7 protein-coding genes are annotated in these 13,754 nt (G+C 73.0%); 6 read left to right on the top strand and 1 reads right to left on the bottom strand.

Going from position 1 to position 13,754, the window contains the following annotated elements:
• Positions 1–7 precede the first annotated feature (7 nt).
• A complete protein-coding gene (locus SY2F82_RS23295; RefSeq protein WP_200421487.1) occupies positions 8–4,642 on the top strand; it encodes a hypothetical protein in 4,635 nt (1,544 codons plus the stop codon).
• A gap of 96 nt (positions 4,643–4,738) precedes the next feature.
• On the opposite strand, the gene SY2F82_RS23290 is transcribed toward SY2F82_RS23295, so the two are convergent.
• The gene (locus SY2F82_RS23290; protein ID WP_200421124.1) at positions 4,739–5,254 is read right to left on the bottom strand and encodes a hypothetical protein; all 516 of its coding nucleotides are present in this window, start codon (positions 5,252–5,254) and stop codon (positions 4,739–4,741) included.
• A gap of 424 nt (positions 5,255–5,678) precedes the next feature.
• On the opposite strand from SY2F82_RS23290, the gene SY2F82_RS23285 reads away from it, so the two are divergent.
• From SY2F82_RS23285 to SY2F82_RS23265, 5 genes are all read left to right on the top strand, one after another.
• Positions 5,679–8,468: a nitrate- and nitrite sensing domain-containing protein gene (locus SY2F82_RS23285; protein ID WP_200421123.1), complete on the top strand. Its 2,790-nt coding sequence runs from the start codon at positions 5,679–5,681 to the stop codon at positions 8,466–8,468.
• Entirely contained in the window at positions 8,465–8,905 is a 441-nt protein-coding gene (locus SY2F82_RS23280; RefSeq protein ID WP_200421122.1) for a roadblock/LC7 domain-containing protein, read from the top strand. The genes SY2F82_RS23285 and SY2F82_RS23280 overlap by 4 nt, the downstream gene beginning before the upstream one ends.
• Before the next feature lie 9 nt (positions 8,906–8,914).
• Complete coding sequence (locus SY2F82_RS23275; protein WP_200421121.1) at positions 8,915–9,310, top strand: DUF742 domain-containing protein; 396 nt, start codon at positions 8,915–8,917, stop codon at positions 9,308–9,310.
• A 102-nt stretch (positions 9,311–9,412) separates the two neighbouring features.
• Positions 9,413–13,120: a hydantoinase B/oxoprolinase family protein gene (locus SY2F82_RS23270; protein WP_200421120.1), complete on the top strand. Its 3,708-nt coding sequence runs from the start codon at positions 9,413–9,415 to the stop codon at positions 13,118–13,120.
• Entirely contained in the window at positions 13,101–13,706 is a 606-nt protein-coding gene (locus SY2F82_RS23265; protein ID WP_200421119.1) for an ATP/GTP-binding protein, read from the top strand. Before SY2F82_RS23270 ends, SY2F82_RS23265 begins: the two co-directional genes overlap by 20 nt.
• The last annotated feature ends 48 nt before the right edge of the window (positions 13,707–13,754 follow it).

Raw genomic sequence — 13,754 nt, 5'->3', positions numbered from 1 at the left:
CGCCGCCATGTACGAGCTGTCCCGGGTCCGCCTCTACTCCATCGGCCCGGCCGGTGCGCGCTACGCCGACACCGTGCTGGACCTGCGGGGCGTGGGTGATCCGGTGCCTGAACCCGCGCCCGCCCAGGCGGAGTTCTTCGAGGAGGAGCCCGTCGGGCCGCCGCGCAGGCCCGCCCCCGCGGGCGTGCTCTTCCTGGAGAACGGCGGCGGCAAGTCCGTCCTGCTCAAGCTGATCTTCTCCGTGATGCTCCCGGGTCACCGCAACACGCTCGGCGGTGCCAGCTCCGGTGTGCTGCGCAAGTTCCTGCTCGCCGACGACTGCGGACACGTGGCCCTGGAGTGGCAGCACGTGCAGACCGGCGAGTGCGTCGTCGTCGGCAAGGTCAGCGAGTGGCGCGGGCGCCAGGTCTCCAATGACCCGCGCAAGTTCGCCGAGGCCTGGTACTCCTTCCGCCCGGGCCCCGGACTCACCCTGGACAACCTGCCCGTCGCCGAGTCCACCGCCGTACGGCCGCCCGTCGAGGGCACCTCCGGGGCGCAAGGGCGGCGCCGCACGATGAAGGGCTTCCGGGACGCCCTCATGGAGGCGGGCAAGGCGTACCCGCACCTGGAGGTGCACTGGGAGGAGATCCACGACCGCTGGAACGAGCACCTGACGGACCTCGGCCTGGACCCCGAACTGTTCCGCTACCAGCGGGAGATGAACGCGGACGAGGGCGAGGCCGCCGGTCTCTTCGCGGTCAAGAAGGACTCCGACTTCACGGACCTGCTGCTGCGCGCCGTCACCGACACCCGGGACACCGACGGACTCGCCGACCTGGTCAGCGGTTTCGGCAACAAGCTGGGCCGACGAGCCGAGCTGATCGCCGAACGGGACTTCACCGCCGGGTCCGTGGACCTGCTCGGGCGTATCGTCGACGCCGCCGAGGCCCGCTCGCGGGCGCGCGACATCCACGCGGGCGCCGAGCGGCGAACGCGCACGCTGGCGCGGCGCCTGTCCGCGCGGGGGGTGCAGGAGCGGATGCGCGCCGCCGACCTCGCCGAGCAGGTCACCGCGGCCGCGCACGCCGTCACCCAGGCCGAGACCGCCCGCGAGCGCAGCGCGCTCGTCGCGGCCGAACTCGCCTACCGGCACGCCTCCTTGGCGCTCGCCGGTGCCGAGAAGACCGCCGCCGCGCAGAAGCGCGAACTGGCCGACGCCCGTCAGCTCCACTCCGCGTGGCAGGCCGCCGAGGCCGTGCTGCGGCACCGTGCCGCCGCCGACCGGGTGGCGCGCGTGTCGGCCGCCATCCAGGAGGCCGAACGGGACGCCGCGCCCGCGCTCGCCGCCCGCGCCAAGGCCGCCGTCGATCTCGTACGGGCGCTGCACGCGGCCGCCGAGAGCGCCGAGTCCCTCGCCAACGAGGAGGAGGAGCGGTCCGCCGCCCTGCAGGAGGTGAGCGAGTCCGCCTACCGGGACTCGACCTCCGCCGCCACCGAGGCGCAGCGCGCCCGCAGCGAGGCCGGGCATCTGCGCCAGCGGCTCACCGAGGTGGAGCAGGAGACCGCCGAGGCGGTGCGCGCGGGCTGGCTGGACGACAGCGCACCCGACGCCGACCCGGCGCGGGCGGCACTCGCTGCGAGCGACGCCGAGAAGACCGCCGTCGCCGCCTGGGACGTCGCACGTGAGGCCTCCCGCCGGGCCTCCGAGCACGCGCGCGAGGCTGCCACCGCCGAGTCCCGGGCGGAGCTGACGGCGGCCCGCGCCGCGGACGCGGCCACGGCCGCCGAGCGGGCGTACGAGGCCGAGCGGCGCACCGCCGAGGCGCTGGCGGCCGAGGAGCGTCTGGCGGAACTGCTGGGCCTGTCCGGCACCGGCGCACGCCCCCGGGTCCCCGGGCCCCGGCGCGACGAGGACACCGGCGAGGCCGACGCCCTGACGGCAGCGGACGGCGCCCTCACCGCCGAGGAACTGGATCGCTTCGCCGACGAACTGCGCCAACTGCTCGACGACTCCGTATCCTCCGCCGAGCGACAGCTCTTCGAAATGCGGACCGCGGCGGCCGACGACGCCCGCATCCTCGGCGCCCTCGGTGACGGCGGGCTGCTGCCTCCCGGCCCGGACGTGCTCGCGACCGTCGAGTACCTCGGCGAGCACGGCATTCCCGCGCTGCCCGGCTGGCGCTACCTCGCCCAGGCCGTCGACCCGGCCGACCACGCGCGCGTGCTGGCCGCCCGCCCGGAGTTGGTCGACGGCGTGATCATCACCGACCCCGACTCGCACGCCCGGGCCCGTCAGACGCTGAGCGAGGCCGCACTGCTGCCCCGCTCGGCCGTCGCCGTCGGCACCGCCGCCGCGCTGCTCGCCCCGACCCCGCCCGTCGACGAACGCGACAACAGCGGCGATGTGTTCCTCGTCCCGCCGAACCCGGCCATGCACGACGAGCACGCCGCCGACGAGGAGCGGCAGGCGCTGCGCGCCCGCGCCACCGAGCGGGACGAGGAGATCCGGACGCTCGCCGCCCGGCTCGGCAAGGACCGGGAGCTCGCGGCCCGGCTCGCCTCCTGGCGCACGGGATGCCCGGCGGGCCGGCTCGCCGAGCTGGCGCAGGCCGCCCGGGACGCCCGCGCGTTCGCCGAGGAGACCGAGGCCGAACTGGCCGAGGCACGCACCGCCCGCGCCGAGGCCGAAGAGACGGCTGCCGAGGCCGCCCAGGTGCGCGACGAGCGCCAGGAGGCGGCGCAGAAGGCCCGCCGCGCCGCCGATGCCCTCGCCGGACTCGCCTTCCGGCTGCGCGAACGCGCCGGCTGGCAGGTCAAGCTGCGCGAACTCGCCGACGAGGCGGTCGAGGCCGAGGCCCGCGCCCAGGCCTGCCTGGAGCGGGCCCGCGCCGCCGATGAGGACCGGCGCGCCGCCCAGCGCGCCGCCGACGACGCCCGCCGCACGGCGCGTGCGCTGCGCGCCGAGCGCTCCGAGATCGCGGGAGCCCCCGACGACGTACCGGAGGACGACACGGACGCGCCGAAGGCGTCCCTGCCCGCCCTCCGCGAGGCCTACCGGGCCGCCTCCCAGGTCTACGAGAAGGTCGGTGTCGGTGCCGACCTGCGCGCCGAGCAGGCGCGGGCCGAGAGCGACGAGTCCGCCGCACGCGCCGAACTGGACCGGCTCAGCAACAAGGTGCGCACCCGCGCCGAACAGCTCCTCGCCTCCCCGGACGGCTCCGACGGGCCGTCCCGGCAGGCCGCCGCCGCCCGCGCCGAGGAGCTGGTGCAGCTCCTGGAGACCCGGATGTCCTCCGCCAGCGAGCAACTCGGCCGGCTGCGCGGGGAGGCCGAGCGGCACGCACCCGAGAACGGCGAAGCCCACACCGAACTCCCCGAGGAGCTGGTGCCGCGCGACACCGAGCACGCCCAGAGCCTGTTGCGCACCGCGACGGCCGAACTCGCCTCCCGCACCGAGGCCCTGACCCAGGCCCGAGACGCCCATGCCGAACTCCTTCAGGCCCACCGGGCCGCCGAGGACGCGGCGAGCGGCTTCGAGGAGATCGCCGCGATGCTCCGCGACCTGCTGCGCGAGCACGCCTCGGAGGAGGAGCACGAGGAGCCGGAGCCCTACCCGGGCACCCTGGAGGAGGCCCGGAAGGCCGCCGCCGAGGCCCGCCGCTCCCTGCGTGGCTGCGCCGCCGACCTGTCCGCCGCGGAGGCCGCCGTACGGGAGGCGAGCGACGTACTGGTACGGCACGCCAACTCCACACGGTACGAGCAGGTCCGGACACCCGCCCGCCAGCAGATCCGCGAACTGCCCGCATCCGCGCTGCCGGAGCACGCGCAGCGCTGGGCAGAGGCCTTCGCGCCCCGACTGCGGGTTCTGACGGACGAGTTGGCCCAACTGGAACGCAACCGGGACTCCATCGTCGACCGGCTGCGCGGGCTCGTGGAGTCCGCGCTGGCGACCCTGCGCTCTGCCCAGCGACTGTCCCGGCTGCCCGAGGGACTCGGTGAGTGGTCGGGGCAGGAGTTCCTGCGGATCCGCTTCGAGGAGCCCGACCAGGCCACGCTCATCGAACGGCTGGGCGAGGTCATCGACGAAGCGACCCGCGCGGCCGTCAAGAAGAACTCCGACCTGCGCCGCGACGGCATGTCCCTTCTCCTGCGCGGCGTCAGCGCGGCACTCCAGCCCAAGGGCGTCGCCGTGGAGATCCTCAAGCCGGACGCCGTGCTGCGCGCCGAGCGGGTGCCGGTCGGGCAGATGGGAGATGTCTTCTCGGGCGGCCAGCTGCTCACCGCGGCCATCGCGCTGTACTGCACGATGGCCGCCCTGCGCTCGAACGACCGGGGTCGCGACAAGCACCGCCACGCGGGCACGCTCTTCCTGGACAACCCCATCGGACGCGCCAACGCGACGTACCTACTGGAACTCCAGCGGGCCGTCTCGGACGCGCTCGGGGTGCAACTCCTCTACACCACCGGACTGTTCGACACGACGGCGCTCGCCGAGTTCCCGCTGGTCATCCGGCTGCGCAACGACGCCGACCTGCGGGCGGGCCTGAAGTACATCCGGGTGGAGGAACACCTCCGGCCGGGACTGCCGCAGCAGCCCCAGGCCGGAGAGGCGGTGCACAGCGAGATCACGGCGACCCGGATGTTCAAGCGGCCCGCGTGACTGCCCGCGTGACCGCGGGGCGGGCCCACTTGCGGTCCGCCCCAGCGCGCGCCCTGCTGTCGCGTGCCGTCCCAGGCACGAGGGGCCCTCATTCCGTCACGGATGCGACAACTGCCCGGCCCCGCCCCGTCGGCGTATGCGCGCCTGAGCCCGCTCCGCCACACGTGCCCGGCGGCGGGCCGCGCGGCGTTCACGGCGCAGGGCGCGGGCCGTGCTGCTCGGGGCGGAGACCACTCCATAGCGCTGGTTCCACATCTGACGCGTCACCCAGACGTCCAGCGCGCCCCACGTCGCCACCACCGTGCTCGCCACACTGCTGAGCACCATGGGGAACGCCAGCCAGGAGTCGGCCAACGTGCACAGCACCGCGATCACCGCCTGGATCAGCGTCACCGCGATGATGAGGACCGCCCGGACCGCCGCCGTCCGCACGGGATCCGGCAGCCGCCGCCGACGCGCGGGCTCCTCCACCCACAACGGCCGGTAGGACGGCGCGTCCCGCTGCTCCACGCCCGCCGTGGTGTCGCGATCCGGTGCCTGGGGGCCCCGTCGCGCTGCTGTGGGCTCCGCGGCGCCCGTCCCGTGTGCCCCGCGCCGCTCCGCCGTGTCCATCAACCCGTCACTCCCCACCGCCCGCAGACCACTCGTCCCGGTGTCATCCGACACCGACTCCCCAGTGGCTGCCCGGCTTGCGCTGTTTTACGCCGCCCGAGTGCGGCATGCGGCGCCTGTGGCCGATTCCGCCCCCAATTCCCATACAGGAGGACGATCGTTGTTCCCCGAAGATTCCCAGCGAACGAAAAATTCCGGCCAAGGAGCCCCCAATTCCCGGCCGGATAGCCCGCCGCACCGCGTGCCGGTTGCGGGGAGGCGATGTGCCGTAATGGCAGGACAACTGCCCACCTGCTGCTGGCCTTCCGCGGGCGGCGCGCCCGCTCGCTCCTTCGAGATAGCCGTGGGTCGGTAGTAGGCTCACGCCGTTTGTTGACGCACATGTGTGCCCCCGGGACGGAGGGGGGCCGAGCTGGGGGAGGCCATGCGCTTTCGCGGGAAGTCCATCCGCCGGAAGATCGTGGCGCTGCTTCTCGTGCCGCTGCTGTCCCTGACCGCCATCTGGGCCTTCGCGACGGTCCTCACCGGCCGTGAGGCCCAATCGCTGTTCAACGTGTCCCATATCGTCGAAGAGGTCGGCTACCCCACCGAGGACACCGTCCGCGTCCTGCAGCAGGAGCGCCGCCAGACCCTCGTGTATCTCGCCGACCCACGCGCCTCCGACTCCCTCGCCGCGCTGCGCCGCAGCCGCGCCGCCACCGACGAGATGGTGACCAAGCTCCGTCGCAACAGCAAGGACGAGGACCTGCAGGAGGACATGGGGCAGGGCACCGCCGAGCGCCTCACCTCCATCCTGGACGCCCTGGACGGCATGACGTCGCTGCGCCGCAGCGTCGAGGACGGCACCGTCAACCGCTCCCAGGCCCTCGACCTCTACAACCGTCTCGTCGACCCCTGCTTCACGCTGCTGGCCAATCTCCACCTCCTCGACAACGTGGAGATGGACAAACAGGGCCGCGCCCTGGTCAACGTCTTCCGCGCCCGCGAACTGCTCTCCCGCGAGGACGCCCTCCTCGGTTCGGCACTCGTCGCCGGCCGGCTCACCCGCGACGACATCCACGACGTCTCCGTCCTCGTCACCCAGCGCTCCCTGATGTACGACGTCAGCCTGCCGCTGCTGCCGGCCTCGGAGAGCCAACGCTTCCAGCGCTACTGGAAGAACGCCGGCACCGCGCCGCTGCGCGTGGCCGAACAGGCCGTCGTCGACGCCGTTCCCGGCAACCCGCACGGCGTCACCGCCAAGAGCTGGGACGAGGCCGCCGGCCAAGTCCTGGACCGACTGGACCGGATGAGCACGCAGGCCGACGACCGCTACCAGGATCGCGTCCGCCCCCTCGCCGTCAACGTCGTCATCAAAGCGGCCATCCCCGGCGTCCTGGGCCTCATCGCCCTGCTGGTCTCCCTGGTCATGTCCGTCCGGATCGGTCGTGCCCTCATCCGCGACCTGCGCCGCCTGCGCCTCGAGGCCCACGAGGCGTCCGGGGTGCGGCTGCCCAGCGTCATGCGCCGCCTCTCGGCGGGCGAACAGGTCGACGTCGAGACCGAGGTGCCCCGCCTGGAGTACGACAAGAACGAGATCGGCGAGGTCGGCCAGGCCCTGAACACCCTGCAGCGCGCCGCCGTCGAGGCCGCGGTCAAGCAGGCCGAGCTGCGCGCCGGTGTCTCCGAGGTCTTCGTCAACCTCGCCCGCCGCAGCCAGGTCCTGCTGCACAAGCAGCTCACCCTGCTCGACGCCATGGAGCGCAGGACGGACGACACCGAGGAACTCGCCGACCTGTTCCGCCTCGACCACCTCACCACGCGCATGCGCCGCCACGCCGAGGGTCTCGTCATCCTCTCCGGCGCCGCCCCCTCCCGGCAGTGGCGCAAGCCCATCCAGCTCATGGACGTGGTCCGCGCGGCCGTCGCCGAGGTCGAGGACTACGAACGCATCGAGGTGCGCCGGCTGCCCCGCGTCGCCGTCACCGGGCCCGCCGTCGCCGACCTCACCCACCTGGTGGCCGAGCTTCTGGAGAACGCCACGGTGTTCTCGCCGCCGCACACCGCCGTGCAGGTCGTCGGCGAGCGCGTCGCCAACGGCTTCACCCTGGAGATCCACGACCGCGGTCTCGGCATGACCGCCGAGGCGCTCATCGACGCCAACCTGCGACTGGCCGAAACGCCGGAATTCGAGCTCTCCGACACCGACCGGCTCGGCCTCTTCGTGGTCAGCCGGCTGGCCCGGCGGCAGGGCGTCCGCGTCTCCCTCCAGCCGTCCCCGTACGGCGGCACCACGGCCGTCGTCCTCATTCCCGACACACTCCTCACCGACGACGTCCCGGACACCAACGGCATCGGCTTCCGTCTCGACCGCGCCCTGCCCGACACGGCGTCCGGCACCCGCAAGGACCGCACCTCGGCACTGCCCCACGCCCCCGTCAGACTCCCGGGTGTCCCCGCGTCGATCCTGGACGGCCCCGTCGAGCTCGAAGCCCCCATCGACCTGGACGCGATCGACGACTTCGCGGGCGCCCTCGACGACCGGGACGACGAACCCGGCGTCTTCCGGCCCCGCCGCTCCCTCGCGGACGTCCCGCGCGAGCAACACCAGCAGGCACGCGACTCACGGCGCGAGGCCGCCCGCCCCGGCGACACCGACCATCCTGGTGCCCCGGTACCGCTGCCGCGCCGCCGCGCCCCCAAGCTGGTCAGCTCCCACGGCCGCCCGGTGACCGGACAGGGACCGCGGCCGTCCGCGGCCGACGAGGAGCAGAACCCGCTCGACCGCGGTGGGAAGGAGCTCCAGGATGACCGTCGGCTGTCCGGCCACTCCGGGGAACCCAAGGCCGGTGCCGTACGTTCATACGATGATCGCGCCGAGGTGCCTGCTCTGCCCCAGCGGCGCCGCACCCGGCCCCCGTCCGGCCCGGACGGGACCACGGTCAACCGGGACGCGGCGGCCGGAGGGGCGGACACGGGCGCGGGCCCGCTGCCCCGCCGGATACGGCAGGCCAGCCTCGCCCCGCAGTTGAAGGACGGGCCCGGCCGGCGCGCCGAACGCGAGCAGTCGGGCGCCGCCGACCGGGCGGGGCGCGCCGAGCGCGACGCCGACGAGGTTCGCAGCCGTTTCGCCTCGCTCCAGCGGGGCTGGCAGCGCGGCCGCGAGGAGAACGCCGCGGGCGACGAGGCCCAGGACGGCTCAGCACGAGGAACGACAAAGGGGGACGGTCGATGACCGCACCGAAGGCCGCAGGGCCCACCGCGACCAACAAGGCGTCGGGGGAGCTGAACTGGCTCCTCGACGACCTGGTGGAGCGCGTCGCCAGCATCCGCAAGGCGCTCGTGCTCTCCAGCGACGGTCTGCCCACAGGGGTCTCCCAGGAGCTGAGCCGCGAGGACAGCGAACACCTGGCCGCGGTCGCCTCCGGATTCCACAGCCTCGCCAAGGGCGTCGGCCGCCACTTCGACGCCGGCGGGGTCCGCCAGACCATCGTCGAACTCGACGAGGCGTTCCTGTTCGTCACCGCCGCAGGCGACGGCAGCTGCCTCGCCGTCCTGTCGGACGCCGACTCCGACGTCGGGCAGGTGGCCTACGAGATGACCCTTCTCGTCAAACGGGTCGGCACGCATCTGGGGTCCGCTCCGCGCACCGATCTGCCCTCGGGCGGGTAGTGGGACGGTATGAGCCCAGACGGTCAGGGAAGCAGCCACTGGTTCGACGACGAGGCCGGACCGGTAGTCCGTCCGTACGCCATGACGCGCGGCCGCACCAGCCACGAGGTGCAGCACCGCCTCGACCTGATCGCGGTGGTCGTCACCGAGCCGCACGTGAACGATCCCGAGGGGGACCCGTCGCTGTCCCCGGAGCACGTGGACATCGTCGAACGGTGCCGTGACACCCCCCAGTCGGTCGCCGAGCTCGCCGCCGAGCTCGATCTGCCCGTCGGCGTGGTGCGGGTTCTCGTCGGGGACCTGGTGGACGAGGAACTGGTCCACGTCTCCCGTCCCGTACCGCCCGCCGAGCTGGTGGACGAGAGCATCCTGCGCGATGTGATCAACGGCCTGCGAGCCTTGTGAGCCGGGGTGCCCGCGCGCTCCGGCCGAGTGCGCGGGCACCCCGGCGGGCGGCGCCGACGTGCCCTTCCGCGCCCGGACCGGCGCCGGAACCCCCGTCCCGATATGATCCAAGTGATCGTCGGCCACCCACCGCAGCGTGCCGATCACCGACCGGCGGGCAGGGTTCCGAGCAGCGCGATCGGAGAGACGGACGTGACCACGGGCTGGCAGTTCTGGGTCGACCGCGGCGGCACCTTCACCGACGTCGTCGCGCGCCGCCCGGACGGCCGGCTGCTCACCCACAAGCTGCTGTCGGACAACCCCCACCGGTACGCTGACGCCGCTGTCGCGGGCGTACGCGCACTCCTGGAGGACGGCGGCCCCGTCGACGCCGTCCGCATGGGCACCACCGTCGCCACCAACGCCCTGCTGGAACGCAAGGGTGAACGCACCCTCCTCGTCATCACCCGCGGCTTCCGTGACGCCCTGCGCATCGCTTACCAGAACCGCCCGCACATCTTCGCCCGCGCGATCGAGTTGCCCGAGCTGCTGTACGAGCGGGCCGTCGAGGTCGACGAACGCATCACCGCCGACGGCACCGTCCTGCGCGCCCCCGACCTGGACGCCCTCGCCGGACCGCTGCGGGAGGCGTACGGCGACGGGATCCGCGCGATCGCCGTGGTCTGCATGCACAGCCATCTGCACCCGGCCCACGAGCGGGCCATCGGCGACCTCGCCGCCCGTATCGGCTTCCCGCAGATCTCGCTGTCCAGCGAGGTCAGCCCCCTGATGAAACTGGTGCCGCGCGGCGAAACGACCGTCGTCGACGCCTACCTCTCGCCCGTCCTGCGCCGCTACGTCCAGCACGTCGCCGACGAACTGCGGGGCGTGCGGCTGATGTTCATGCAGTCCAACGGCGGACTGGCGGAGGCCGGGCAGTTCCGCGGCAAGGACGCCATCCTGTCCGGGCCCGCGGGCGGCATCGTCGGCATGGCCCGGATGTCGCAGCTCGCCGGTCACGACCGTGTCATCGGCTTCGACATGGGCGGCACCTCCACGGACGTCTCGCACTTCGCCGGCGAGTACGAACGCGTCTTCACCACGCGGATCGCCGGAGTGCGGCTGCGGGCCCCCATGCTCGACATCCACACGGTCGCGGCGGGCGGCGGCTCGATCCTCCACTTCGACGGCTCCCGCTACCGCGTAGGGCCGGACTCGGCGGGCGCGGACCCAGGACCCGTCTGCTACCGCGGCGGCGGCCCGCTGACCGTCACCGACGCCAACGTGATGCTCGGGCGCATCCAGCCCGCCCACTTCCCGCGCGTGTTCGGCCCCGACGGAGACCAGTCCCTGGACGACGCGCTCGTCCGCGAGCGCTTCGCCGCCCTGGCCCGCGACATCCGCGAGCGGATCGGGGACGAACGCACTCCCGAGCAGGTCGCCGAGGGCTACCTGCAGGTCGCCGTCGCCAACATCGCGGGCGCCGTCAAGCGGATCTCGGTACAGAAGGGCCACGACGTCACCCGCTACGCGCTCACCACCTTCGGCGGGGCAGGCGGCCAGCACGCGTGCCTGGTCGCCGACTCCCTGGGCATCCGCACCGTCCTCGTACCGCCCATGGCGGGCGTGCTCTCCGCGCTCGGCATCGGGCTCGCCGACACCACCGCCATGCGTGAACAGTCCGTCGAGGCACCCCTGGAGCCCGCCTCGATGCCCGGCGTCCTGAAGACCGCCGACGACCTCGAGAGCGCCGCCCGCGCCGAACTCCTCGCCGAGGACGTGCCCGAGGACCGCATCCGGGTCACCCGCCGCGCCCAGCTGCGCTACGACGGCACCGACACCGCGCTCACCGTCGAGCTGACCGAACCCGGCACGATGCGGCACGCCTTCGAAGAACGTCATCGCGCCACGTACTCCTTCGCGCTCGACCGCCCGATCGTCGTCGAAGCCCTCTCCGTGGAAGCCACAGGCGTCACCGAACCCCCCGATCTCTCCGCCCTCGCCCCGTACGAAGGCCGCTTCGCCGCGCCCGAGACCGTCCGCCTCCACACGGGCGGCGCCTGGCGCGACGTACCTCTCCACCGCCGGGAGCATCTGCCTCCCGGCGAAGCCGTCACCGGCCCGGCGATCATCGCCGAAGCCAGTGCGACGACCGTCGTCGACGACGGCTGGCGTGCCGTCGCCCGAGACGACGGGCATCTGGTCATGGAACGCGTGGCGATTACGGAGAGTTCCCACCCGGACACGGAAGTCGATCCGGTCCTGCTCGAGGTCTTCAACAACCTGTTCATGTCGATCGCCGAACAGATGGGCGCCCGCCTCGAGTCCACCGCCCAGTCCGTCAACATCAAGGAGCGTCTGGACTTCTCCTGCGCCCTCTTCGACCCCGAGGGCAACCTGGTCGCCAACGCGCCGCACATCCCCGTGCATTTGGGCTCGATGGGGACCAGCGTCAAGGAGGTCATCCGCCGGCGCGGCGAAAGCATGCGCCCCGGCGACACCTACGCCGTCAACGACCCCTACCACGGCGGCACCCACCTGCCCGACATCACCGTCATCACGCCCGTCTTCGACACGGACGGTGACCGGATCCTCTTCCACGTCGCCTCCCGCGGTCACCACGCTGAGATCGGCGGCATCGCGCCCGGCTCCATGCCCGCGCGCAGCCGCACCATCGAGGAGGAGGGCGTCCTCTTCGACAACTGGCTGCTCGCCGAGGGCGGCCGCTTCCGCGAAGAGGAGACGCTCCGTCTGCTGACCGAGGCGCGCCACCCGTCACGCAACCCGGAGACCAACCTCGCCGACCTGCGCGCCCAGATCGCCGCCAATCGCAAAGGCGTCGACGAAGTCGGCCGCATGATCGAGGACTTCGGGCTCGACGTGGTGCAGGCGTACATGAAGCACGTCCAGGACAATGCCGAGGAGGCCGTGCGCCGCGTCATCGACGCCCTGGACGACGGCGAGTACGCCTACGAAACCGACTCCGGCGCCGTCATCCGCGTCCGGGTCCGCGTGGACCGCGAGAACCGCTGCGCGGCCATCGACTTCACCGGCACGTCCGCGCAGCTCCCGACCAACTTCAACGCACCGTTGTCGGTGGTGAATGCCGCCGTCCTGTACGTCTTCCGGACTCTGATCGCCGACGACATCCCCCTCAACGACGGCTGTCTGCGGCCCCTCGACATCATCGTCCCGCCCGGCTGCCTGCTGGCCCCCGAGTACCCGGCCGCCGTCGTCGCCGGGAACGTCGAGACCTCCCAGGCCATCACCGGGGCCCTGTACGCCGCGCTCGGGGTGCAGGCCGAGGGCTCCGGCACCATGAACAACGTCTCCTTCGGCAACGACCGGTACCAGTACTACGAGACGGTGGCCTCCGGATCCGGCGCCGGTGACGGCTTCCCGGGCGCGCCCGTGGTGCAGACCCACATGACCAACTCGCGCCTGACGGACCCGGAGGTCCTCGAGTGGCGCCTGCCGGTCCTGCTCGAGGAGTTCGCGGTGCGCCGCGGCAGCGGTGGCGCCGGACGGTGGCGCGGCGGGGACGGTGCCGTGCGCCGCATCCGCTTCCGGGACTCCATGACCGTCTCCACGCTCTCCCAGCACCGCAGGATCCCGCCCTACGGCATGGCGGGCGGCAGGCCCGGAACACTCGGCGCCAACCGGGTGGAGCGCGCGGACGGGACCGTGGTGCGCCTCGCCGGCAGTGATGCGGCGGACGTGGGCCCGGGCGACGTACTCGTCATCGAAACCCCCGGCGGCGGAGGTTACGGACCGCCGCCGTCCGATCCCCGTCGAGCAGGAGAAGAGAACGATGATCTTCGGGCGCAGTGAGCGCGGCAAGCCTCCGGTCGAGCCCGTCACGCTCAAGATCCTCGTGGCCGGCGGTTTCGGGGTGGGCAAGACGACCCTCGTCGGCGCGGTGAGCGAGATCAGGCCGCTGCGCACCGAGGAGGTGCTCACCGAGGCGGGCCGCCCGGTGGACGACACCCGTGGTGTGGAGGGCAAGCACACCACCACCGTCGCCATGGACTTCGGCCGCATCACCCTCCGCGAGGACCTGGTCCTCTACCTGTTCGGGACGCCCGGCCAGGACCGCTTCTGGTTCCTGTGGGACGAACTGGCCGCCGGTGCACTGGGCGCCGTCGTCCTCGTCGACACCCGCCGCCTGGAGGACTGCTTCGCCGCGGTCGACTACTTCGAGCGCCGCTCCATCCCGTTCGCCGTCGCCGTCAACTGCTTCGAGGGCGCCACCCGCCACCCCGCCGAGGACATACGGCAGGCCCTCGACCTGGACGACGACGTACCGGTCGTCCTCTGTGACGCCCGCGAGCGGGAGTCCGTCAAGGAGGTGCTGATCGAGGTCGTCCGGCACGCCGGGACACACGCGGCCGACGGCCGCGCGAGCGTCGCCACCTGATCCCGCGGACACGCAGGGACGGCCCGTACCCCCGCCGACCGGGGTACG

The sequence above is a fragment of the Streptomyces sp. Y2F8-2 genome, assembly GCF_014905555.1.
Taxonomy (GTDB): domain Bacteria; phylum Actinomycetota; class Actinomycetes; order Streptomycetales; family Streptomycetaceae; genus Streptomyces; species Streptomyces cynarae.
This window is presented reverse-complemented; position numbering and strand designations above follow the sequence as displayed.

Excerpts from the sequence above, each read along its gene's own strand:
- SY2F82_RS23295 (WP_200421487.1), top strand. The coding sequence starts at position 8 with ATGTACGAGCTGTCCCGGGTCCGCCTCTACTCCATCGGCCCGGCCGGT.
- SY2F82_RS23290 (WP_200421124.1), bottom strand. The coding sequence starts at position 5,254 with ATGGACACGGCGGAGCGGCGCGGGGCACACGGGACGGGCGCCGCGGAG.
- SY2F82_RS23285 (WP_200421123.1), top strand. The coding sequence starts at position 5,679 with ATGCGCTTTCGCGGGAAGTCCATCCGCCGGAAGATCGTGGCGCTGCTT.
- SY2F82_RS23280 (WP_200421122.1), top strand. The coding sequence starts at position 8,465 with ATGACCGCACCGAAGGCCGCAGGGCCCACCGCGACCAACAAGGCGTCG.
- SY2F82_RS23275 (WP_200421121.1), top strand. The coding sequence starts at position 8,915 with ATGAGCCCAGACGGTCAGGGAAGCAGCCACTGGTTCGACGACGAGGCC.
- SY2F82_RS23270 (WP_200421120.1), top strand. The coding sequence starts at position 9,413 with ATGATCCAAGTGATCGTCGGCCACCCACCGCAGCGTGCCGATCACCGA.
- SY2F82_RS23265 (WP_200421119.1), top strand. The coding sequence starts at position 13,101 with ATGATCTTCGGGCGCAGTGAGCGCGGCAAGCCTCCGGTCGAGCCCGTC.